Source organism: uncultured Maricaulis sp. (assembly GCF_947259345.1).
Lineage (GTDB): Bacteria > Pseudomonadota > Alphaproteobacteria > Caulobacterales > Maricaulaceae > Maricaulis.
Genome location: NZ_CAMYLS010000028.1, coordinates 1 through 21,120 on the forward strand (window position 1 = coordinate 1; position 21,120 = coordinate 21,120).

Below are 21,120 nucleotides of genomic sequence, written 5' to 3' on the forward strand. Positions count from 1 at the left end.
AGACGCCGGCCGCGCAGCCTGCGACGCCGCGATCGCCGGCACGCCCGACTCAGCCCCAGCGCATGGGTGCAACGGCTGATGCCGATTTCCTGGCCGCAGCCCGCGAACGCACGCGCGCAGACCTGCCCGGCCAGTCCCATGACGCGGGCGACCGCCGCGCGCCGCAATCCAAACTCGGCCGCACCCTGCTCTACACATTGCCGGTCGTGGCGTTGGTCATGCTCTCCGGAGCTGGGGCGCTCCTGATCTGGGAGGCCCTGCAAGGCAATGACGAGCGCGTGGCCGCGGAAGCCGAGGCCGAACGCAGCTTCATCGCCCAGGTCGAGGCCGATCTGTCGGGCTCGGACCCGGCAGCAGCCACGACCGCCGACCCGATCCAGCTTGCGGCCCGCGAACCCGATCCCGCAGGCAGCGCGGGTGAGCCTGCCGCCAGGGCGAGCGGACCTGCGGCGCAGGATGACGGTCCCGGCACCAGCGAGACACAGGCGCCCGTCGCCGAACCGGACCCGGTTCGTCCGCCGACCAACCAGGTCGCCGATGCCACCGGCACCAGCCTGCCGGCCAGCGATCCGGTCGAGCCTGTTCCCGCACCGACCCGCCGACCGGTTGAGACGGCGTCCAATAATCCCGGCCGTATGACGCTCGAAAGCGCGGCAGCCGAGGGCAATCCGGTTGCGCGATACCAACTCGGCATTCGGGCCCTGGAAAACGGCGACGCCGAAACCGCCGCCATCCTGTTGCGCCGCGCCGCTGAACAAGGCGTTCCGGCGGCTCAATATCGCTTCGGCAAGCTTCTGGAGACCGGCGAGGGCGTCGAGATCAATCTCGAGGATGCCCGCCGCTGGACCGAACGCGCCGCCAATGCCGGTCATCGCCGCGCCATGCACAATCTCGGTGTGATGTACTATTATGGCACCGGTGCCGCGCAGAACATGGACACGGCGGCACGCTGGTTCCAGGAGGCCGCCTTGCTTGGTCTGCGCGATTCCCAGTTCAATCTGGCGCTGCTCTACGAGACCGGCGACGGCGTGCCATTGAGCCTGCCCGATGCCTATGCCTGGTTCACCATTGCCGCCAGCGACAGCGATCCGACCGCATCCGAGCGCGCCGCGACCCTGGCCGAAATGATCGAACCCGAAGCCCTTGCGGCAGCCCGTGCCACGGCCGCCGGCTTCACGCCACGGCCGCTCGATGGCGAGGCCAATGGCATTTATGCTGATCTGCCCTGGGAGCGCGTCGCGACAACGGACATGGCGATGGTTCGCCGGGCCCAGGGCTTCCTCTCTGTTCTCGGCTATGGCCCGGGACCGCTTGACGGCGAGATCGGGGATCGAACCCGCAACGCCATCATGGCCTTCGAGGCTGATCAGGGCCTTCCCCGCACCGGACGTGTTGACACCGTTCTCCTTGAACGGCTCGAACGCGCCGCGGCGGGCTGATCCGCGGTGCAGATCTATCTCCCAATCGCGGAAATCTCGGTCAACATCTTCCTTTTGCTCGGATTGGGCCTCGGCGTTGGCTTTCTGTCCGGCATGTTCGGGGTCGGCGGCGGCTTCCTGATGACCCCGCTTCTGATTTTCATCGGTGTGCCACCCGCCGTCGCCGTGTCCACCGGCGCCAACCAGATCATTGCCTCCTCGACATCGGGTGTCTTTCCGCACTGGAAGCGAAAAACCCTGGATCTGAAGATGGGAGTCTTGCTGTTGATCGGCGGCTCCTCGGGCTCGATTGCTGGCGTGCAGCTGTTTGCCCTGCTTCGCGGCATGGGCCAGATCGACCTGATCATCTCACTGAGTTATGTCGGCTTTCTCGGCATCGTCGGCGGGCTGATGATGATCGAAAGCGTTCGCGCGATCATCCGGGCCGCCAATCCTGACAAGTCCGGCGGCCGGCGATCACTGCGCAAACGGGGCTGGATCGACCGCCTGCCCTTCAAGATGCGTTTCCCGGCATCCGGCCTCTACATCTCGGTGATCCCGCCGGTCGCCATCGGCTTCTTTGTCGGCACGCTGGTCGCCATCATGGGCGTGGCCGGCGGCTTCATCATGGTCCCGGCCATGATCTATATGCTGCGCATGCCCACCAATGTGGTCGTCGGCACCTCACTCTTCCAGATTCTCTTCGTCACGGCGCTGACCACCTTCCTGCAAGCGGCCCAGAACCAGACGGTCGACATTCTTCTTGCCCTCCTCCTGACGGTCGGCGGCGTGATCGGCGCCCAGTTCGGAGCCCGGGCCGGACGCAATGTGAAGGCCGAGGAATTGCGGGCCCTGCTCGCCGCACTGGTCCTCGCCGTCTGCCTGAAAATGGGCTGGGACCTGGTCGTGACCCCGTCCGACCTGTTCACCATCCTGCCGCGCGGCGCCGGGGAGGGCTTTTGAGATGATCGCAGCCCTCCTGCTCGCGCTCGGTCTTCAAGGCCAGCCCCAGATCGCCACCGAAGCGCCTGGCATTGTCGCCGCCCTGACCCAGGAAACCGTCGAGATCCGCGAAGATTTCGACGGGGCTGAACTTGTGCTCTACGGGGCCACGCGCGGCCTCACCATCCAGGACGAGATCGTCGTCGTCTTGCGCGGGCCGGGCCGTGATTTGCGGGTGATGCAGAAATCCCGCAGCTTCGGGATCTGGGTCAATTCGGCACCGCTGGAATTCGATGATGTGCCCAGTTATTACGCCATCGCCACATCCCTGCCGCTGGAAACCATTGCGCATCCGGACGAACTGGAACGCAGCGGTATCGGCCTGCAAGCCATGCTGGAAGCCAATGCGAGGGCCATGGAAGCAAGCTGGTTGCTGCGCGCCTCGACCGTGGTTGACGGCGCCGGCGAAACCAACCCGCCCGCAGAGCCCGGCGAGCAGGCCGAACCCCCGGCCCTGATCCGGCAGGACCGCGTCAGTGAGTATCTGGACGCGATCGCCCGGGCCGGGCGGCGCGACGATGTCTTCGCGGAAGCGCAGCGCGGTGTGGAGATTCTTGATGGCGGCCTGTTCCGGGCGACAATCGCGCTGCCGCCGCTGACTCCGGTGGGAAACTATGTGGCCGAAGTCTATCTGTTCCGCGGTGGCCGTCCGATCGCCAGCCGCTCCGCCAGCCTGCGGGTCGAGAAGGCCGGGATTGAGCGCTTCTTCTTCGAATTCGCCCATGACCTGCCCGTGCTGTACGGGCTGTTTTGCGTGCTGATGGCCATGATCGCCGGCTATATCGCAAATCTGGCATTCAATCGGCGGTAGGACCTTTCCGTGGTCTTCCGCGCGCCTAGTTTTGCGGTATGGCCAAGACATTGTCCCTTCCGCTCACGCCGCTCTGGCTCGGCCTCGCCGGCTGGATCCCCTTCTGGATTCCGGTCGCCCTGACCCTGCACGCGGTTCTCACCAACCGCTCGGCGGCGGCGGAGGGCGTTCTCTTCGTCGTCTATGCGGCGATCATTCTCGGTTTTCTGGGCGGGGTCCGGTGGGGGCGGGCCCTCGCGCCGGACCAGGACCCAGCTCAGGATCAGCTAAGGCCGGTCTTCATCCTGTCTGTTCTGCCAAGCCTGGCGGGCCTGGCTGCAGCGCTTCTGCTCTGGCTCGGCCTGCCCCTGGCCGGATTTGCCCTGATCCTTGTCGGCCTCGTGATCCACTGGCGCTGGGATCGCGCCGCCAGCCAACGCGGCGACCTGCCGAGCTGGTATGGCCGATTGCGGGCCATCCTGACGGGTGGCGCGGTCGGCGCGAGCATCCTGATGCTCGCCCTCTACCCGCTGACCTCGTAATTGGTCGCCCTGAAGGCCCGACCGCAGGAAAATGACGCCAGCAAATGGGATTGATCAGCCGGGTCGGGTCCGGGGGCGGTCAGGATGCTGACGCATAGCGATCCGGCACGCAGGACTTTGCGGCGACCGGATAGACCCGCGCCCGCCCCATGACGAGTGCACCGGGTGTTGCACCGAAGCAGCGCGCGAAGGCCGGATCACAGATATTCAGCCCACCTGTATAAGCGCCAAAGGCCGGCATGATCAGCCTTTGACCATCGGTCGCGAAGCAGCGCGCCCTGACCGAGCGCCCCTGCCCGCGCACCTTGGCACAGGGATGAAGATGGCCCGCGATTTCGCCCGGCGCGGCCCCCTCGGTCGGCTCATGACGCAAGACCAGCCCATTGATTTCGAGCGTGTGCCTGACCTCGCCGCCGAATTGCGGTGGTGGCGCGGGATCATGATTGCCCTCAATCCAGACCCAGCGCGAGACACTCGCCACCAGATCGGCCAGGCGTTCGGCATCGGCCCCGTCCATGCGCCGATCGGCCAGACGATCGTGAAAACTATCCCCCAGCGCGATCAGGGATTGCGGCCGGTGGCGACTGATCGCGTCAGCGAGACGGCGCAGAGTGGTGCGGGTGTCATAGGGCGGCAGCATCTGGCCGCCCATGCCGAAGGACGAGCCCTTCTCGAAATGCAGGTCCGAGACAATCAGGGTGTCGCTGTCGGGCAGGATGAGGACACCGTCCGGATCGGCGATGGCACGCGCGCCGGCAAGACTGAAGGCGTGGTCGGTGAGCGCATCAGTCAAGCCGGACGGCCTCCGCAATCAAATCCTCGGCAGCGTCCTCCAGGATGCTGTCATGCCCCTCGCCATAGACCGGTTCCTTGCCGATCTCCAGCATGACCGGCACGGCCAGCGGCGAGATCCGGTCCAGCGGCACATGGGTGACCCGGCCGCGAATGCGCGACAAGGCTTCGCCCAGCCGGCGGATATCCAGCAAGCCGGCCGCCGCATCCTGCCAAGCCGCGCGCAGAAGAATGTGGTCGGGTTCGTGCTCGCGCAACACGTCATAGATGAGGTCGGTCGAGAAGGTGACCTGGCGCCCGGTCTTCTCCTGGCCTGGGAAGCGGCGCTCGATCAGGCCGGCAATCACCGCGCAATTACGGAAAGTGCGTTTCATCAACTGGCTCTCGGCCAGCCAGGCATCAAGGTCATCCCCCATCATGTCTTCGTCAAACAGGGCATCAAAATCGAGGCCGGAGAGGTCACGCAGCCCCCAGACCGAGACGGCGTATTCATTGGCGACAAAGCCCATGGGGCGCAGGCCCAGACGCTCCAGACGCCGGGTCAGCAACATGCCGAGCGTCTGATGGGCCAGGCGTCCCTCGAAGGGGTAGCAGACCAGATGATAGCGGGCCGCACGCGGGAAGGTTTCAACCAGAAGCCCGTCGGCCGCCGGAAGGCGCGAGCGTGCAGCCTGCAGCCTGAGCCAGTCGCCGACCTGGTCCGGCAAACTGTCCCATTGGTCCGGAGTCTGGACCAGCTCCCGCACCCGCGCTGCGAGATAGGTGGAAAGCGGGAACTTGCCCCCCTGGTAGGAGGGAATCTTCGGGTCGGCGTCAGCCGCCCGCACCACGCGCGCCGACATTTCCTCGATGCCGACAAAGCGCAGGACCTGACCGGCAAAGATGAAGGTGTCGCCGGGCGTGAGCTGCTCGACGAACCATTCCTCGATCTGTCCTAGCCGGTGCCCGCCTCGCCCGCGCGCCGACACGACCACGTCCAGCATCGGCGCCTCGACAATCGTGCCGACATTCATGCGATAACGCTGGGCGATTTGCGGCGTACGGGCCAGCCAGCGCCCGTCCTTGCGCTGCACCAGACGACGGAAGCGCTCATAGGTGTTCAGCGCATAGCCGCCGGTCGCGGTGAAATCGAGCACACGATCAAAGGTCTCGCGGTCGAGATGGGCATAGGGCGTGGCGCTGCGCACTTCGTCGAACAGCGCATCCGCGATGAAACCATCACCACAGCCACGTCCCATGATGTGTTGGGCCAGCACGTCAAAGGCTCCCGCACCCAAGGGTTCGCCATCCAGCGCGTTCTCGGCCACGGCCTCGCGCGCGGCCTGGCACTCAAGATGCTCGAAGCGGTTGGTCGGCGCCAGCAGCGCCTTGGAGGGCGCATCAAGCCGGTGATTGGAGCGGCCCAGCCGCTGGATGAGCCGGGAGGAGCCTTTCGGTGCCCCCATCTGCACGACCAGATCGACATCACCCCAGTCAATGCCGAGATCGAGCGTGGAGGTACACACAACCGCCTTGAGCCGCCCCTCGGCCATCGCCTTTTCCACCTTGCGCCGCTGCTCCGGCGACAGCGATCCGTGATGCAGGGCGATCGGAAGATTGTCGGAATTATGCGCCCATAACTCCTGGAAGGTCAGCTCGGCCTGGGAGCGCGTATTGACGAAGACCAGCGCCATTTTCGCGCCCTTGATCCGCTCATAGACGTCAGCCAGGGCATGGCGACCGGAATGACCGGCCCAGGGAATGCGGTCGGACGGATCGAGAATCTCGACCTCCGGCCTGGCCCCCGCCGAACCGCGCACGATGCGGGCGAAGCGGTCCTCGTCGGGTGACTGTGCGACCAGCCAGCGGGCCAGCCCGCCTTCGTCAGCGACAGTGGCAGAGAGTCCGGCCCGCCTTGCTTGCGGCGCCCACTGGCGGATGGTCGCCAGGTCGAGCGAGAGCAGATCTCCGCGCTTTTGCGGCGCGATGGCATGAATCTCGTCAATAATGATGCGTTTGAGATCGCGGAAAAAGGCTTCGGCATTGGCTGTGGCACAGAACAGGGCGAGCTGTTCCGGCGTGGTCAGGAGAATGTCCGGCGGGTGGGCACGCTGGCGCTGCCGCTTGCTGGCGGACGTATCACCGGTGCGGGTCTCGATCCGCAAATCCAGTCCCATTTCTTCGACCGGCATCATGAGATTGCGGGCGACATCCACGGAAAGCGCCTTGAGCGGAGAGATATAGAGGGTGTGAAGCGCGTGCGGTCGATTGCGCCCTGGCTCCAAAGTCGTCGTCGCGAGATCAATCAGGCTGGGCAGGAAGCCGCCCAGCGTCTTGCCGCCCCCGGTCGGCGCAATCAGAAGCGCGTCCTCACCGGCCTCGGCCGCGGCGATCATCTCAAGCTGATGGGGCCGCGCCGCCCAGCCGCGCGTGGCAAACCAGTCGACAAACTGCGGTGGCAGACAGGCAGGGGCAGTCACTGGCGGCATCAACTCTCTTTAGCGGCCCCATGGCGAGGCGCCCCATCTTCATAGGGGGAAGACAGCCCTGAGCGTCCCCCTGCCGGTTATGCCCCGTTTTCGCCATGCTCGCAGGCAAGAGTAGTATTAGCGAGGGAAATTGGGTCATGGTCAACGCCGTCATTGAACGGTTTCAACGGCTTGATGCGGCGTTCAGTGAACGCGCCAGCAAGGGTGAGCGCCTGTATGGCCGCTTCTCCGCACTGGCCTGCATCTCGTCGAGCGAGAGCGCTGAGACCCTGACCGAACGCAGCTTCCAGATTCGCGATCGCATGAATGAAGGCCTGGGCACCTGGCGATCTCCCGGGCGAGCCATGCGCCTTGTCTTCTCCGCCGCCCTCGCCGCCTCCAATCGGTCGGCCGACAACTTCTTTACCGCCCGCGCGGCACTCAATGAACGGCGACGCGAACGGGGTTGCCGCTCGCTAAGCCATGGCGGATCCTGTGCCGCACTCGCATTGGTCGTGGCCGGCGGCGAGGCCAACCAGATCGATAACTTCTTCGACATTCTGGACGAAATCACCCTGCCCTGGTGGCGACGCGTGCCGGCGCGCGAAGATGTATTGGCGGCCGCATTCGCAGCGCTGGGCGACACGCCGGAATATGCGCGCGCCAAGCTGGACAAAGCTCGCCAGGCACTGCGCTCGGCCGGTGTGCCGGGGCATCATGTTGAAGGCGCCGCGCAGGAAATCTGCCTCGGCCCCATCGATCCGGGCGAGCTCGCCGCGGCCTGGACCAGTCTCAACACCGCGGTTCGCGGACGCCCCGTGCTGCGCAACGGCGTTGGCAAGACCGGACTGGCCGTACTCGCTTCGCGTGGCCGCGGGCCGGAAATTGCCGACAAGCTGGTCACCAGTTTCGAAGCCGTTCGCGCCCTGAGACCGCGCCCGTCCGGCCAGGTCGCTGCCCGCCTTGCCATGCGCCTGGCGCAGGCTCAGACCGGCACCAGTCAGCCGCATGCCGCCGCGCGTGATCTTGCCGCCATCCTGGCCGCCCAGGCCGCCGTGATCGCTGCCGTGGCCGGCTCGACTGCCGCTGTCGCGGCCGCGACCTGACGCCAGGCGCGGCTTCCGGCGTGACAGGTGTCGGGGGGGCGCGTTAAGACAGACGAGGCCTGTTTTGAGGCCAGACCGTGTCCGGGGGGGTAGCGGTGCCATTCACGCAATTGAATTCGGACCATATCGTCACCACGCTGGAGCGCCTCGCCGCGCGATCGCGTGACCGGTTCCCGACCGCCAGCTTCAACAATGTCGTCGACGAATTGATCGGCCTGGCCAAGCGCGACCGTCGCCGCAGCCAGCGCCTCTCCCGGCCCTATCTCTTTTTGCGCAGCGGCACGATCATCGCCATCCTGCTCGCCATGGCCGGCCTCGCCTATGTCGGCGAACGCGTCTTCAACTGGGCCCGGGACACCGGGACAGCGGCCGATGTCTTTACCGTGTTCGAGGGGGTCGAGGCCGGTCTGAACATCGTGATCCTGGCTGCGGTGGCGATTTTCACCCTCAGCCGGGTCGAAGAGCGGCTGAAACGATCGCTGGCGCTCGACGACCTGCACGAGCTGCGCTCGGTCGCCCACGTCATCGACATGCACCAGCTGACCAAGGACCCGACAGCGCTCTTGCGGCTGGGCCCGCGCACGACGGCGTCACCGGAACGGGCGATGAGCGAGTTCGAGCTGGGGCGCTATCTCGACTATTGCGCCGAAGCCCTGAGCCTCGCCGGAAAGATCGCGGCGCTTTACGCGCAAAGCTCCCGCGACCCGGTGGTAATCGCCGCGGTCAATGATATCGAAAGCCTGACGTCGAACATGTCGGCCAAGATCTGGCAGAAGATCAATATCGTGCGCGACGCCCAGCCCGCCGCTGTCGAGGCCCCGGCGGAATAGCCGGATAGCCCTTCCCCTTTCACGAAGAAGGGGCTAGGAGCATTTCAGAACTGAATGCCCAGGGGGAAATCCATGAATCCCGAAGATCTCATGAATCCGGAAACGCTCGCCACGCTGGTCGAAACCGCAATCGCGGCCAGCACGAATGTCGTGCTCGCGGCCATTATTCTCATTATCGGCCTCGCGATTGCCGGCTCGGTACGCAAGGCCATCCGCAATGCCGCGCAAAAGAGCGAGCGGATGGACAATACGCTGGGCGCCTTCTTCGGTTCGCTCGCCTATTACGGCATCATGGCGATGGTCGTCATCGCCATGCTCGGCACGTTCGGCATCCCAACGACCAGCTTCGTCGCGACGCTCGGCGCCGCCTCCCTGGCCATTGGTCTCGCCCTGCAGGGCACACTGTCCAACCTGGCTGCCGGCGTCATGATCATTCTTTTCCGCCCCTACCGCCTTGGCGACTGGGTCGAGCTGGCGGGTGTGTCTGGCGCAGTCAAGGAAATCACCCTGTTCACCACAGTCCTGGCCACCGGCGACAACAAGCGGATCATCCTCCCCAATGGCAAGTCCTGGGGCGATACGATCACGAATTACTCGGCCAATCCGACCCGCCGCGTCGATCTCGTCTTCTCGATCGATTATGGCGACGACATCACCAAGGCCCAAGCGGTCATTACGGACGTGTTGTCGGCCGACGCACGGGTGCTCGATGATCCGGCGGTCTTTACAGCCGTCTCGGCACACGGCGAATCCTCGGTCGATATTCTCGCGCGGGCCTGGTGCAATACCGATGACTATTGGGGCGTGCACTTCGACGCGATGAAGAACGTCAAGGAAGCCTTCGACAAGAACGGCATCTCCATTCCCTATCCGCACCGCGTCAATATCGCCCGCAAGGGCTGACGGGGCAGGCAGCGGGGCTTCGGCCCCGATTGCGCCTCATTTGAAGGTAAGCTGGCCTGATGACAGATCGCGACACATCCGCCGGCGGCACACCCGAGCGCAGCACCTTCGTCCAGCGCCTGATCCGTATCGGCTCGACCGACATCATCCGGGTCATCGTCCTGTGTGTGCTGGCCGGCTTTGTACTGGCAGCTTTCCACGTCAACCCGCGCCGCCTCTGGGTCGACTTCTTCGGTACCATTGCCGAGTCCTGGGGGCGTTTCATCGAATTCCTGACCCACTCGGTGGGTTGGGCGATCGAGTATTTCCTGCTCGGCGCTGTTCTGGTCATACCGATCTGGATCGTCTTCCGCGTCCTCGGGGCCTTGCGCAACCGCTAAGCCTTTCAGTTGGTTCTGTTTTGTTAACCAACTTCCTTTGCCGGATAGCAAGAAAGCCTTGCTAGACGGAGGGCGTGAACGCGCTCGCCCCAACCCTGTCCGCCGCCTCGCTGGCGTCGCCTCTCGAGGCCGATCTCGCCTGCAGTGAAGCCCCGCTGCTGCTGGAATCGAACGGGTTTCTCCGCAACATGCTGATCGGCTTGCTGCGCGATGCCGGGGCAAATGACGTCATGCTCGCCAAGCGTGGCGACATGGTGATCGAGCAGATCAGCGAGCGGACGCCCAGCGTGATCATCGCCGGCTGGCATACTCATGACGACCCGAATGAAGATCGGTTGAAGCTGGTACGCGCAATCCGCGAGACCGAGAATGCCGCGTTTCGGGCGACGCCCATCGTCTTCATCTCGCCGCCCCGCTCACGGCGCGAGATTGAACAGGCCCGCGACGCCGGCGTGTCCGAATTCCTGGTCACGCCAATTGCGCCGATCACGCTGCAAGACCGATTGCGTTCGCTTGACGCGAGGCCGCGTCCCTTCGTTGATGTCGCCCGTTTTACCGGACCGGACCGGCGGCGTCGGCCGCGCCGGGCGCATGGCCCCGCCTGCAAGCGCACAGCCGATGTCGAAGCAGAGCTGACCACACCGATGGCGGCCGCCCGGGCTGCTGCCGTCGCATTGGTCAACGAAACCCAGTTGACCGGAGACCGTCTGGCCATGCGCGTCGGTCGATCACTCCAACGCTTTCTCACCATGGTCAGCGACTACACGGAGAGCGAGGCTGAAGTCGTGGAGATGCACCGCGCTGCGCTCGCGCAACTGGTCCGGATGGCGGAGGATGGCAATCCCTTGCGCGAACCGGTGGTCACCGGCCTTGAACAGGTCGTCGCCAAGCGTATGGGTCGCCGCTAAGCCCCCTTCCGGCGAAGCACGCCCTGCCCTATCATGGCGGGAAACCTGTTCAGGACCGCCATGACCGACGATATCCAGTCCCGCCTCGATTCCATCGCTCCGCTGATTGTCACCGGTTCGCCGCATGCGGTCGCGCTTGGCCTGTCGCTGGTCTCGCTGACCCCGGGAGAGGCCGTGATGCAGGCTCGCTATGACGACAGCCTCGTCGGCGATCCGGACGCCGGGACACTGCATGGGGGTGTAATCACGGCATTGCTGGATCACGCCTGCGGCATGGCCGCCTTCGCGGGCTTCGGTGCACGGGACACACCCGCGACACTGGACTTGCGGATCGACTATCTGCGACCGGCGAAACCGGGGCTTGATGTTACCGCCCAGGCCCGGTCCCTGAAATCCCACGGGCTAGTCGCCTTTGTCCGCGCCACCGCCCATGACGGCGACCCCGACGACCCCGTCGCCATCGCCCAGGCCGCCTTCATGATCACCAAGGCCTCCAAAGCTGCCCAGGAACGCGCACGCCGCGCCTATACCGAAGGGCGCATGTCATGAGCCGTGAACTGATCGAAACACTGATGGCTGCGCCCTATGTGGCCCGCTTTGGCGTCCGTCTGGACCAACGTGGCAATGAACTAACCGGCGTGCTGCCCTTCGCGGACCATCTGGTCGGCAACCCCCTCATCCCGGCCCTGCATGGCGGGGCGGTCGGGGCCTTCCTGGAGATTGTCGCGTCCGCGTCGCTGCTGGCCAGCCAACCGCTGGATCGCCTGCCCAAGCCGATCGATGTCGCGATTGATTATCTGCGACCGGCGCGCGCCCAGGACGTCTATGCCCGCGCCATCCTCGCCCGCTCCGGTCGACGCGTCGCCAATGTCCGCGTCGAAGCCTGGCAGAACCGCATCGATGCCCCGGTCGCCACCCTGCACGGACATTTCCTGATTACACCGGCCCGAAGCGAGACCACGGACGCCCCGGCCTGAGCGGTGTCATTCGTCGCACCCATGCTCCCATTGGGCGCACTTTCCTGAACCGGGCTTACACCGGACTTACAAAGCGGACAGTTTCTAAACGCTATCTCTCAAAGGTTTAGGTTAGCGGTCAGAGCGCGGAGAGCTTGCACCAGGCAATCTTCCAATCGTGGTGACGGGTCACAGAGGGGTGACCGGCCACATTGAGGAGACAAGCCCCATGCTTATCACGACACTTGCCGCGCTCACCACGAGCCTGACCTTGACACCCCTGGCGGTGGCCGCCGACGAAACGGTTCCGACCCAGACCGTCCACTTCCACACCGATGAACTCACCAGCGAAGCCGGCTGGGACGCCATCGAGAACCGCATCCGCGTCGCCACCGAGCGGGTCTGCCGTCCGCACGGACTGCGAGGCCTGGTCGCCCAACGCATCCGCCAGGAATGTGTCAACGCGACCTATGCGGACGCCATCGACCAACTCAACCGCGAATATGCCGAAGCCAACAGCCGCTCGGTGGCGGTGGTCATTACCGCGCAATAGACGTGATCCCGGTGAAGCGGGCGACCGCCCTCGGGGCTGGTGCGGTCGCCTGTGACGCCTTGCCCCATCGCCGGAAGCGGCGGTGGGTGCCACACTCTTCCCATGACACAATCCAACGCCATTACGGCTTACTATGATGATCTCTGCCCGATCTGCCGGCATGAGATGAACGCGTATGTGAGCCGGGCTCCGGAGCTGATCCGGCTGCATGGCTGCAATGGCGATCTCCCTGATGACATTGATCGGGACGCGGCCCTGGCCAGCCTGCATGTGCGACTGCCCGATGGGCGCGTCGTGACCGGCTGGTCGGCCTTCCTGGCGATCTGGGACCGGATGCCGACCGAGTGCCGCGGGCTGCGCTGGCTGGCCCGCCTGACCCGGCCCGCCCCGATCCGCATCGTGCTCAACCAGATCTATCTCTGGCTGATCCCGCTTCGACCGCGCGACCGATGCCGCGACGATGTTTGCGAGCGCTCGAGCTAGCATCAATTGCTTCGGCTGACGGGCGGGGACAGCACCACGCTCCAATGCACGGGCGAGCGGCTATTGCGCGGCTTGCCGGGCCGGGCTAGGTGCGGATCATGTCCATTCCGTCCCTCACCCGGCTCGACGTCATCAAACGGGCCTGGCCGCTGGTTTTTGCCAATGCCGCCGTCCCCCTCGCCGGTGTTGCCGACACGTTTGTGCTTGGCCTGTCGGGCGACAAGGCGGATCTTGGCGGCGTGGCCCTGGGCGGCGCGCTCTTCTCGGTCTTTTACTGGAGTTTCTACTTTCTGCGCATGGGGACGACCGGGCTGACAGCCCAGGCCGATGGTGCCGGTGATCGGGCCGAGACCCAGCGCATCCTGCTGCGCGCGCTGGCCATTGCCGGCGCGCTCGGCCTGCTGGTCTTCCTGCTGCGCGACCTCATCGCCCTGGCCGGTTTTGCCATCCTGCAGGGTGAGGCCCGCGTCGAGGACAAGGGGGCCGATTACCTGCTCGCGCGGGCCTGGGGCACACCCGCCGCGCTCGCCTGCTTTGCCCTGTCGGGCTGGTTGATCGGGCTGGGTCGCAATGCCGCGACCCTGGCCATCTATGTCGCATTCAGCGTGATCAATATCGCGCTGGATTTATGGTTCGTGCTCGGCCTCGGTTACGGTCCGGGCGGCGTCGGCGCCGCAACCGCGATCGCGGAATGGGTTGCCCTGCTGATCGGCCTGGCCTTCATGGCCTTCGTGCTGAAACGGCAGTCCGGCTGGGCCCGCGGCGTGCTGGATCGCGCCAAACTGCTCGACCCCGCCGCCATTCGCGAGCTCTTCCAGGTCAATGTGAATTTGATGATCCGGACCTGGTCCCTGGTCATCGGTTTCACCTGGTTCGCCAATGCCGGCGCCCGCCAGGGCACAGCCGCACTGGCCGGCAATCACGTCCTGCTACAGGTCATCTCGGTCTGGGCCTTCGTCCTCGACGCCTTCGCCTTCGTGGCCGAGACCGAGGCCGGCCGCGCTTTTGGTCGTCGATCCGTGCGCGACCTGCGGCGCTCTGTCCAGCTGACCGGGGAGCCCATGCTGATCGCCGGCGGCGCCTTCGCCATCGCGACCTGGCTATTCGGTGAAGCAGCCCTGACCGCCCTGATCGAAGACCCCGAGGCGCGAGCCGCGGCGATCACCTACCTGCCCTGGTGTGCCGTAGTGCCCTTCCTTGGCGCACCGGCCTGGCTGATGGATGGCATTTTCATTGGCACGACGAGCGGCAAGATCCTGCGCAATGCCGGTCTCGCCGCTGTCGTCGTCTATCTGATCGCGGATGCCCTATTGGCGCCGACTTTCGGCAATCACGGTGTCTGGGCGGCCTTCCTGGTCTTCTACCTGGCCCGTGCGGGTGCCCTGATGAGCGCCTATCCGGCCCTCGAGCGCCGACTTCACTCGGCGCCGACAGCCTCGGCCACGGATGCAAACCCGTCGGCCTGAAGGCGTTCCGCCAGGCCGCGCTTGATACGCTGGACCAGACCGGGCCCCTCATAGATCAAACCGGTATAGAGCTGGATCGCATTCGCCCCGGCCCGGATCTTGGCATAGGCCGTCTCGGCGCAGGAGACGCCGCCGACCCCGATAATCGCCATCTCCGGTCCGGCCACCTTGCGGAAGACCCGGACAAGCTCGGTCGAGCGGGCAAAGACCGGGGGTCCGGACAGACCGCCGCCTTCCCCCATCTTGTCGCTGACCAGGCTTTCCGGCCGGGTGATCGTGGTGTTGGCGATGATGATGCCATCCAGCTTGTGACGCCGGATCGCTGCGACCATGACATCGGCTTCGCTGTCATCAATATCCGGCGCAATCTTGAGGAAGACCGGCGCCTTTGCACCCACCGCGGCGACGGCCGCCAGAAGGTCATCCAGCGCACCGGAGGATTGCAGCGTGCGCAGGCCCGGCGTGTTGGGGGACGACACATTGACGGTGAAGAATTGCGCCAGGTCCTGCAGCGCGGTCAGACAGGCCACATAATCCGCGACCCGGTCCTCACTATCGAGATTGGCCCCCAGATTGACCCCGACCACGCCCTTGCGACCGGCGCGTCGCGCCAGGCGCGCCTGGAATAGATCCAGCCCCTGATTGGGAAAGCCCATGCGATTGATGACGGCCTTGTCCTCGTCCAGGCGGAAGATGCGCGGCTTGGGTTTGCCGTCCTGGGCGCGCGGCGTCACCGCGCCGCACTCGACGAAGCCGAAACCGGCCGCCAGCAGCGCGTCAGGCGCTTCAGCATTCTTGTCGAAGCCGGCGGCCAGACCGACCGGATTGGGCAGGTCGAGCCCGGCCAGGCGCGTGTGCAGAATGTCCGGATCCCGGCTGAACTGGCGCGGGCCGAGGCCAAGCTTGAGCCCCTGAACCCCCAGTCGGTGTGCGGTCTCCGGATCGAAACCGTGCAGCAGGCGCGTGGCGAGATCATGGATCATGAACGGCTCTCCAGATCGGCAGGCAGGACCCAGTCCCCCTCCTCATTGCGGCGGACATGGCGCAGGCCGCGTACGGCGCTGGCCGGGATCTCGCCATAGACATGCGGGAACAAGGCCCCGCCGCGCGACTTTTCCCATTTCACCGTCTCACCAAGCGCGGTGAGATCAATCTCGACCAGCAGCAAGCGCTCATGATCATTATAATGCTTGATCAGCGTGCCTTCGACCTGGTCGGCCGCCGACAGATGGATGAAGCCATCGGCGACATCATGCGGGTCACCGGTGAAGCGACCTTCGGCCATCACCTGTGACCAGCGGTCCGGTGTGGCGAGGCGGAATGCGGTTTTCATGGTCATGGGGAGGGCCTAGCGCCCGGGGCGGATTCGGGCAAGCGCGACTCGCGCATGGGACAATTTTCCTATAGCGTTTGGCGCCCATGCTGACCCATGATGACATCTGGCGCGGGATTGATCGCCTGGCCCGGCATGCCCAGACCAGCCCGTCCGGACTGGCCCGACGGGCCGGCCTTGACTCGACCACTTTCAATCCGTCCAAACGTGTCTCTGCAGACGGCAAGAAACCGCGCTGGCCGTCCACCGAAAGCATCGCCAAGGCGTTGGCCGCGGCGCATCTGGACTTTGATGATTTTGCCGGACTGATTTCGGGCAAACCGCGCGGCGGCGCGTTGCCGTCTCGCGGGCTGGCCGATGGCGAGGCCGAGGCGCCCTTCGATGCAGCGGGGTTTCCCGCCGGACCGGACTGGGAGGCCATTCCCTTTCCCGGATTGGGTCCGGACGAGGCGTTCGCCCTGACGGTCGAGGACAGCCGCATGCTGCCGGTCTACCGGCCGGGTGATCGCCTGGTGGTCTCACACACGGCCCCCACGCGGGTGGGCGACCGGGTTGTGGTGCAAAGACGGGATGGGACGCGTTCGGCCTGGACCTTGTCGGAAAAGCTCGTGCAGTCCGTGCGCCTGACGCCGCTCGACCCGATGCAACCCAGTCTGACCCTGCCACTGTCGCAGATCGCGTGGCTGTCGCGGATCGTCTGGGTCAGCCAGTAGCGCCCGTCAACGTTCGAGTCGGGCGTCGGCCCAGGCCGCAGCCGCGCGACGGTTTTCCAGCTGCGCGGCAAATTCTTCCAACTCACCGAGTATGGCGGCATCGAAGGCGTCCCGCGCTTGCAGCTGCCGGGCGCCCTCCACCAATTCGCGGATACGGGCCGTATAGGCCGGCTCGTCGAGAGCCGCGAGCCCGAGCGCCAGGAAGTAGCGCGGCGCCGGGCTTTCCGGGTCCAGCGCGATCGCCTGGGAGTAATAGCCCATGCCGGCCTCAACCGACGCATCGAGCGCGCTCAGGCCGCGCGAACCGCCGCGGCGCGCGACCTCAAGATGCCAGGCGCCCAGCATGCCCAGCGCCCAGGCATTATCCGGCTGGCGGGTCACGACCTCTTCCAGAAGCGAACGCCCGCGCTGCGGCAGGCGCGTCAGATAGGCGCGCCAGCCGCTCATATAGCGGCCGCGAAAACCGAGCGCGCTGGCCAGCCGAAGCCGGGCCTCGACATGATCTTCATCCAGATGCAGCGCATACTCCGCCAGATCGATGGCGCGCTCCGCGAGGGCTTCACGGCCGTCTCCGACATCCTCGACCATCAGCCTGGCGACCAGGGCGCCCGCGGCGAAGGCATAGCCGTCCGCCGTCTCCAGCCGTTGGGCCTCATTGGCAGCCACTTCCCAGGCGCCTTGCTGGTAAGCCGCTTCCGCGTCCGCCTGGTCGGCGCGGGCGGGCGTGGCGATGATGAAAACAAGCAGGAGCGGCGCGAGGAGGAAACGGTTCATGTCTTCACGATAGTGCAGGACTGAAGCCGGGAAAACTGGCAAGCGCGACCATTCGCGCGCTGGCGCTGCTGCCGGATCGGTCTAGGCTTGCCATGATATGGAAGACCTTGCCCGCACAGCCTTCGTCCCGCCCAAGCCGCCCTATGCCAGCTATAGCGGCGTCGGCAAGCTCGAACTGTCTGATTACTGGACCTATTTCCGGGCCATGCAGCGCAATCCGCTGGAGATCTGGGGGGAGCATCATTTCTCCATTCGCCTCGCGCCTTTCCGTTTTCTCGGCCGCTCCAGCCTGATCGTCAGCGACCCGGAGGCGATCCATCACTGCTTCGTCTCCAATGCCGGCAATTACGGTATGAACCCGCTGCGCCAGGCCGTGCTGCGCCCCTTCCTGCGCGACGGCCTTTTGACCGCGGAAGGCGATATCTGGAAGACCGCCCGCAAAGCTGTCTCGCCGGTTTTCACCCCGCGCAAGGTGAACGGGTTCGCGCCGCAGATCCAGGCCGTGTGCGAGAGCGCCATGGCAGCCCTCGCGGCGCGCGACGGCGAGACGATCAGCGTTTCCGACCTGATGGTCGATCTGACGCTGGACGTCTTGATGGAAACGCTTTTCTCGGGCGATGAGGCACTGGACAAGGCCCGCTTCACGCGCGGCATATGTGACTTGCTGGAGATATCCGGCATCCCCCACCCCTTCGACCTGATGCACTTGCCCGGCTGGCTTCCACGGATCGGCCAGGGTCGATCGCGTTCCGTGATCAAGGATTTGCGTGACCAGGTCGGCGCGGTGGCCGCCGCCCGCCGTGCCGCGCCCGCGCCGGAAGAAAGCGGCCGCAGCGCCGACTTCCTGGACCTGCTCCTCAGCGCCGGTCTCGACGATACCGCCGTCATCGACAATCTCCTGACCTTCCTCGCGGCCGGCCACGAGACCACCGCCCGGTCGCTGGCCTGGACGCTCTATCTGCTCTCGCGCGATCCGGCCTCGCTGGCGCGTCTGGAAGCGGAGATCGACGCAGCTCCGCTCGACACCACCGAACCGGCGGATTGGTCACGCCACCTGCCCTTCACCGAAGCCGTGCTGAAGGAGAGCCTGCGCCTCTACCCGTCAGCGCCCATGCTGGCGCGAACATCCAGGGAATGGGATCTGGTGACCGGCCTGCCCGTCCCGGCGGGAACCGATGTCCTGGTCTCGACCTGGCTGTTGCATCGCCAGCGCGATATCTGGGACCAGCCCGATGCCTTCGTGCCGGACCGTTTCATGGGTGAAGCAGCCACCACCATCCCGCGCGATGCCTATCTGCCCTTCGGGCTCGGTCCGCGCGTGTGTATCGGCGCGCGCTTTGCGATGATGGAAATGGTCATCGTCATGGCCTGCTTGGTCCGGCGCCTGCGCTTCGAGTTTGCCGGCGATCGCGACCCGGTTCCGGTCATGCGCATCACCCTGCAGCCGGATACCGACATGCCGATGACGATCCGCCGTCGCTAGCGCTGGAAGCGCAGCCGGATATTCAGGGTCGGCACATTATCGGCACTGCGCGAAAGCTGGTCCAGGAACACACCCTGCGGCGTGTCGACCCGGCTGGTGCCGGACCGGTCACGGCCCGAGCGCAGCGACACACGGAAGAAGGCGGCCTGTCGCACCTCCCATTCCGACCACAAATTCGCATAGACGCCTTCCGACCGGGTCAGCGTATTCACGAGGACCGGGCCAGAGCCCGGCTCACGAACTCCGTCAAAGACATAGATCGTATCGGTCCGGTCCTGCTGCCAACGTGTCGACAGACCGGTACGCCAGGCCGCGGAATGCCGCCACTCACCATTCAGCTCGGCATTCAAGCCATTGTCTTCCTTACGGATCTCGGTGAGCCAGTAATGCATGGCCGGTGCCCGCTCTTCGAGCCGCGCGGACACGACATAGCGCCCATCGGCCCATTCCTGGCGAAGGCCGATCCTGTAATGATAGTCGCGATGCCCGGACGTGGTGCGGGCAAAGCCCTGCAGCGGGTCGAGCCGGTCCGACCAGCGATGCGTGGCCATCCCGTCCAGGCTCAGACCGTCAAAGCCGAAACGGTCGAGCTCGATCTCGAATTCCGCGGTCGCGCGGGCGACATTCTCCGGGCCGATATTGGCCGGGCGAACCTCGCCATCCGCGTCCAGAATGCTGGACACCGGATTATCCGAACGGCGTGTCACGCCCTCGAAGCGCACAAGATCACGCTCGCCGAAACGGCGCTCCAGCGTGACCCGGTTGATCCAGTCACGCGGCGGCTCCAGAGTCGATGCCCCGGCCGTGCTGAGGGCATTGTCCAGATCGGTCGAGGCCAGGAAGAGGCCGAGATCGAGCTGTCCTACCCGCCGCTCGGTGCTCAGGCGCAAGGTCCAGTCGTCTGGCAGGGCCCAGTTAAGATCGGCCCGCGGGGCGATATCGGTGAGGCTCAAGGAGGCCCCGCCCTCGTTGGAACTGTCGAGCGAAAACTGCTCGACGCGACCGCCAAAGGTCGCCGAGACCCGTGAATTGGGAGTCCAGGTCGCCGAGGCGAGGATGGCGGAGCGGGTCTCCTCGACCGCGGCATCATCGCCATCAACCGTCTGGCTCACACCGTCGATCGACGCCGAGGACGACCCTTCCAGCGTATTGCTGGCCCAGGTCAGGCCGGTCTCGACAGCGAGCGCGTCCGTCGGACGCCAGCGCATGTCCGCCCGCGCCGCCGTCTCGCCGGTTTCACGACTGGAAGCCGACTCGCTGACCGACCCGCCGGACACCAGGCTGTCACTGGACACCGCCTCGCCCTGGCGCTGTGTCACCAGACCCGTCAGATCGATCCGGTCGGTCAAGGCATGGCGCCAGCGCGCCGAACCGAAACGCTCAATCGCGTCATAGCGGCCGGCCTCAATGGCGCCGACTTCTGCCGCCGATGCGGGGATCGGCCGGCTGAAATCGTTATTGCGCTCGCTCGACAGGGTCAGTTCGAGATCATTCCGCGGGTCGATCGCGAGGCGGGCCAGGGCCTGCCAGTCGCGGCGCGTCCGGCCTTCCAACTCATCGACCGTGGCCCGGGCAAAGGGCTCGTCCGCCGTCGAGCTGCGGATCTCGGCATAGTCGGTCAGCGTCTCGTCATAGAGGTCGATCCGCGCTTCCAGCTCCAGCGGACCGGTCGACCAGGCGGTGGTCAGCTCGCCCTGGTATTCCTCGCCGCCATCCTCGCGCGGCTCGATCTCGATCCGGCCATCAACACGAGCGGCGCTTGTGCTGCGCGTGACGATGTTGAGCAGTAGCGGATAACCCTGCATGTCGACATCGCGGGCGCCGGGTTCGATCAGCTCGAGCCGGACCACATCCTCGACCCGGATGGCACGGATGCGACCCTCCAGCGATCCGCTGCCCCGGGGCGGGCGTCGGCCATTGATCAGGACATTGCCCTGGGCGCCTGACAGGCCGCGAACATTATCGCCGCCATTGAGGCCGAAGCCGGGCAATTGCCAGACCAGGTCGAGCGCGGTGCGCGGCAGGAATTCGGCGAAAGCGTCGGGCGTGTAGACGGCGACGCCGGTCTCGGCCTCGCTCGCCTGGACTGCCCCGCACGCCAGCGCGGCCAGGCAGACCCCGGCCGCGACGACGCGCCTCGTGCGCTTCACGCTGGTCACTTCATGCTCCTCCGGAACCGTTTGACGCCCGTTTAGGCCTATTTGGTTAGGGAAGTGCGATGAATGACCGGAAATTCCAGTC

22 protein-coding genes are annotated in these 21,120 nt (G+C 65.6%); 16 read left to right on the top strand and 6 right to left on the bottom strand.

Annotated elements, in window-relative coordinates:
• From Q0X62_RS12920 to Q0X62_RS12935, 4 genes are all read left to right on the top strand, one after another.
• Positions 1–1,439, top strand: a 1,439-nt coding sequence (locus Q0X62_RS12920; protein WP_297736506.1) for a peptidoglycan-binding protein, incomplete at its 5' end; no start/stop codon positions are given.
• Between the two features lie 6 nt (positions 1,440–1,445).
• A complete protein-coding gene (locus tag Q0X62_RS12925; RefSeq protein WP_297736509.1) occupies positions 1,446–2,381 on the top strand; it encodes a sulfite exporter TauE/SafE family protein in 936 nt (311 codons plus the stop codon).
• Between the two features lies 1 nt (position 2,382).
• Complete coding sequence (locus tag Q0X62_RS12930) at positions 2,383–3,231, top strand: TIGR02186 family protein (RefSeq protein ID WP_297736512.1); 849 nt, start codon at positions 2,383–2,385, stop codon at positions 3,229–3,231.
• 38 nt (positions 3,232–3,269) lie between these two features.
• Positions 3,270–3,752, top strand: a complete 483-nt coding sequence (locus Q0X62_RS12935) for a DUF3429 domain-containing protein (protein WP_297736515.1) — start codon at positions 3,270–3,272, stop codon at positions 3,750–3,752.
• A gap of 79 nt (positions 3,753–3,831) precedes the next feature.
• On the opposite strand, the gene pdeM is transcribed toward Q0X62_RS12935, so the two are convergent.
• On the bottom strand, positions 3,832–4,545 hold the full coding sequence (gene pdeM / locus Q0X62_RS12940) for a ligase-associated DNA damage response endonuclease PdeM (protein WP_297736517.1): 714 nt from the start codon (positions 4,543–4,545) through the stop codon (positions 3,832–3,834).
• Positions 4,538–7,012, bottom strand: a complete 2,475-nt coding sequence (locus tag Q0X62_RS12945; RefSeq protein WP_297736520.1) for a ligase-associated DNA damage response DEXH box helicase — start codon at positions 7,010–7,012, stop codon at positions 4,538–4,540. Before Q0X62_RS12945 ends, pdeM begins: the two co-directional genes overlap by 8 nt.
• Before the next feature lie 137 nt (positions 7,013–7,149).
• Here Q0X62_RS12945 and Q0X62_RS12950 point away from each other — a divergent pair, with 137 nt between their 5' ends.
• The 10 genes from Q0X62_RS12950 to Q0X62_RS12995 all read left to right on the top strand — a co-directional run bounded on the left by Q0X62_RS12950 (position 7,150) and on the right by Q0X62_RS12995 (position 14,576).
• Positions 7,150–8,097 carry a hypothetical protein gene (locus Q0X62_RS12950; protein WP_297736523.1) on the top strand — a complete coding sequence of 316 codons (948 nt, stop codon included), beginning with the start codon at positions 7,150–7,152 and terminating at the stop codon, positions 8,095–8,097.
• Between the two features lie 95 nt (positions 8,098–8,192).
• Positions 8,193–8,927 carry a hypothetical protein gene (locus Q0X62_RS12955; RefSeq protein ID WP_297736526.1) on the top strand — a complete coding sequence of 245 codons (735 nt, stop codon included), beginning with the start codon at positions 8,193–8,195 and terminating at the stop codon, positions 8,925–8,927.
• Between the two features lie 72 nt (positions 8,928–8,999).
• Positions 9,000–9,830, top strand: a complete 831-nt coding sequence (locus tag Q0X62_RS12960; RefSeq protein WP_297736529.1) for a mechanosensitive ion channel domain-containing protein — start codon at positions 9,000–9,002, stop codon at positions 9,828–9,830.
• Between the two features lie 59 nt (positions 9,831–9,889).
• Positions 9,890–10,210: a DUF6460 domain-containing protein gene (locus tag Q0X62_RS12965; RefSeq protein WP_297736532.1), complete on the top strand. Its 321-nt coding sequence runs from the start codon at positions 9,890–9,892 to the stop codon at positions 10,208–10,210.
• 74 nt (positions 10,211–10,284) lie between these two features.
• Entirely contained in the window at positions 10,285–11,118 is an 834-nt protein-coding gene (locus Q0X62_RS12970) for a hypothetical protein (RefSeq protein ID WP_297736534.1), read from the top strand.
• A gap of 60 nt (positions 11,119–11,178) precedes the next feature.
• Complete coding sequence (locus Q0X62_RS12975; protein ID WP_297736537.1) at positions 11,179–11,667, top strand: PaaI family thioesterase; 489 nt, start codon at positions 11,179–11,181, stop codon at positions 11,665–11,667.
• Positions 11,664–12,095 (top strand): PaaI family thioesterase, encoded by a 432-nt coding sequence (locus Q0X62_RS12980; RefSeq protein WP_297736540.1) that lies wholly within the window; start codon positions 11,664–11,666, stop codon positions 12,093–12,095. Before Q0X62_RS12975 ends, Q0X62_RS12980 begins: the two co-directional genes overlap by 4 nt.
• Positions 12,096–12,303: 208 nt before the next feature.
• Complete coding sequence (locus tag Q0X62_RS12985) at positions 12,304–12,627, top strand: UrcA family protein (RefSeq protein ID WP_297736544.1); 324 nt, start codon at positions 12,304–12,306, stop codon at positions 12,625–12,627.
• A 102-nt stretch (positions 12,628–12,729) separates the two neighbouring features.
• Complete coding sequence (locus Q0X62_RS12990) at positions 12,730–13,110, top strand: thiol-disulfide oxidoreductase DCC family protein (protein ID WP_297736549.1); 381 nt, start codon at positions 12,730–12,732, stop codon at positions 13,108–13,110.
• 98 nt (positions 13,111–13,208) lie between these two features.
• A complete protein-coding gene (locus Q0X62_RS12995; RefSeq protein ID WP_297736551.1) occupies positions 13,209–14,576 on the top strand; it encodes an MATE family efflux transporter in 1,368 nt (455 codons plus the stop codon).
• Here Q0X62_RS12995 and Q0X62_RS13000 read toward each other — a convergent pair.
• Both Q0X62_RS13000 and Q0X62_RS13005 read right to left on the bottom strand, forming a co-directional pair.
• Positions 14,528–15,559 carry a quinone-dependent dihydroorotate dehydrogenase gene (locus Q0X62_RS13000; protein ID WP_297736554.1) on the bottom strand — a complete coding sequence of 344 codons (1,032 nt, stop codon included), beginning with the start codon at positions 15,557–15,559 and terminating at the stop codon, positions 14,528–14,530. The two genes, Q0X62_RS12995 and Q0X62_RS13000, sit on opposite strands and share 49 nt — an antisense overlap.
• The gene (locus Q0X62_RS13005; RefSeq protein WP_297736556.1) at positions 15,556–15,915 is read right to left on the bottom strand and encodes a DUF952 domain-containing protein; all 360 of its coding nucleotides are present in this window, start codon (positions 15,913–15,915) and stop codon (positions 15,556–15,558) included. Before Q0X62_RS13005 ends, Q0X62_RS13000 begins: the two co-directional genes overlap by 4 nt.
• A gap of 80 nt (positions 15,916–15,995) precedes the next feature.
• Between Q0X62_RS13005 and Q0X62_RS13010 the strand changes: the two genes are divergently transcribed.
• Positions 15,996–16,622, top strand: coding sequence for a helix-turn-helix transcriptional regulator (locus Q0X62_RS13010; RefSeq protein WP_297736560.1), 627 nt, complete (start codon positions 15,996–15,998; stop codon positions 16,620–16,622).
• 6 nt (positions 16,623–16,628) lie between these two features.
• Here the strand turns inward: Q0X62_RS13010 and Q0X62_RS13015 are convergent, their stop codons facing one another.
• Positions 16,629–17,396 carry a hypothetical protein gene (locus Q0X62_RS13015; RefSeq protein WP_297736563.1) on the bottom strand — a complete coding sequence of 256 codons (768 nt, stop codon included), beginning with the start codon at positions 17,394–17,396 and terminating at the stop codon, positions 16,629–16,631.
• 97 nt (positions 17,397–17,493) lie between these two features.
• Here Q0X62_RS13015 and Q0X62_RS13020 point away from each other — a divergent pair, with 97 nt between their 5' ends.
• Positions 17,494–18,879, top strand: a complete 1,386-nt coding sequence (locus tag Q0X62_RS13020) for a cytochrome P450 (protein WP_297736566.1) — start codon at positions 17,494–17,496, stop codon at positions 18,877–18,879.
• Here the strand turns inward: Q0X62_RS13020 and Q0X62_RS13025 are convergent.
• On the bottom strand, positions 18,876–21,029 hold the full coding sequence (locus Q0X62_RS13025; RefSeq protein WP_297736571.1) for a TonB-dependent siderophore receptor: 2,154 nt from the start codon (positions 21,027–21,029) through the stop codon (positions 18,876–18,878). The two genes, Q0X62_RS13020 and Q0X62_RS13025, sit on opposite strands and share 4 nt — an antisense overlap.
• Positions 21,030–21,120 lie beyond the last annotated feature (91 nt).

Excerpts from the sequence above, each read along its gene's own strand:
- Q0X62_RS12930 (WP_297736512.1), top strand. The coding sequence starts at position 2,383 with ATGATCGCAGCCCTCCTGCTCGCGCTCGGTCTTCAAGGCCAGCCCCAG.
- Q0X62_RS12935 (WP_297736515.1), top strand. The coding sequence starts at position 3,270 with ATGGCCAAGACATTGTCCCTTCCGCTCACGCCGCTCTGGCTCGGCCTC.
- Q0X62_RS12945 (WP_297736520.1), bottom strand. The coding sequence starts at position 7,012 with ATGCCGCCAGTGACTGCCCCTGCCTGTCTGCCACCGCAGTTTGTCGAC.
- Q0X62_RS12950 (WP_297736523.1), top strand. The coding sequence starts at position 7,150 with ATGGTCAACGCCGTCATTGAACGGTTTCAACGGCTTGATGCGGCGTTC.
- Q0X62_RS12960 (WP_297736529.1), top strand. The coding sequence starts at position 9,000 with ATGAATCCCGAAGATCTCATGAATCCGGAAACGCTCGCCACGCTGGTC.
- Q0X62_RS12965 (WP_297736532.1), top strand. The coding sequence starts at position 9,890 with ATGACAGATCGCGACACATCCGCCGGCGGCACACCCGAGCGCAGCACC.
- Q0X62_RS12975 (WP_297736537.1), top strand. The coding sequence starts at position 11,179 with ATGACCGACGATATCCAGTCCCGCCTCGATTCCATCGCTCCGCTGATT.
- Q0X62_RS12980 (WP_297736540.1), top strand. The coding sequence starts at position 11,664 with ATGAGCCGTGAACTGATCGAAACACTGATGGCTGCGCCCTATGTGGCC.
- Q0X62_RS12985 (WP_297736544.1), top strand. The coding sequence starts at position 12,304 with ATGCTTATCACGACACTTGCCGCGCTCACCACGAGCCTGACCTTGACA.
- Q0X62_RS12990 (WP_297736549.1), top strand. The coding sequence starts at position 12,730 with ATGACACAATCCAACGCCATTACGGCTTACTATGATGATCTCTGCCCG.
- Q0X62_RS12995 (WP_297736551.1), top strand. The coding sequence starts at position 13,209 with ATGTCCATTCCGTCCCTCACCCGGCTCGACGTCATCAAACGGGCCTGG.
- Q0X62_RS13000 (WP_297736554.1), bottom strand. The coding sequence starts at position 15,559 with ATGATCCATGATCTCGCCACGCGCCTGCTGCACGGTTTCGATCCGGAG.
- Q0X62_RS13005 (WP_297736556.1), bottom strand. The coding sequence starts at position 15,915 with ATGACCATGAAAACCGCATTCCGCCTCGCCACACCGGACCGCTGGTCA.
- Q0X62_RS13010 (WP_297736560.1), top strand. The coding sequence starts at position 15,996 with ATGCTGACCCATGATGACATCTGGCGCGGGATTGATCGCCTGGCCCGG.
- Q0X62_RS13015 (WP_297736563.1), bottom strand. The coding sequence starts at position 17,396 with ATGAACCGTTTCCTCCTCGCGCCGCTCCTGCTTGTTTTCATCATCGCC.
- Q0X62_RS13020 (WP_297736566.1), top strand. The coding sequence starts at position 17,494 with ATGGAAGACCTTGCCCGCACAGCCTTCGTCCCGCCCAAGCCGCCCTAT.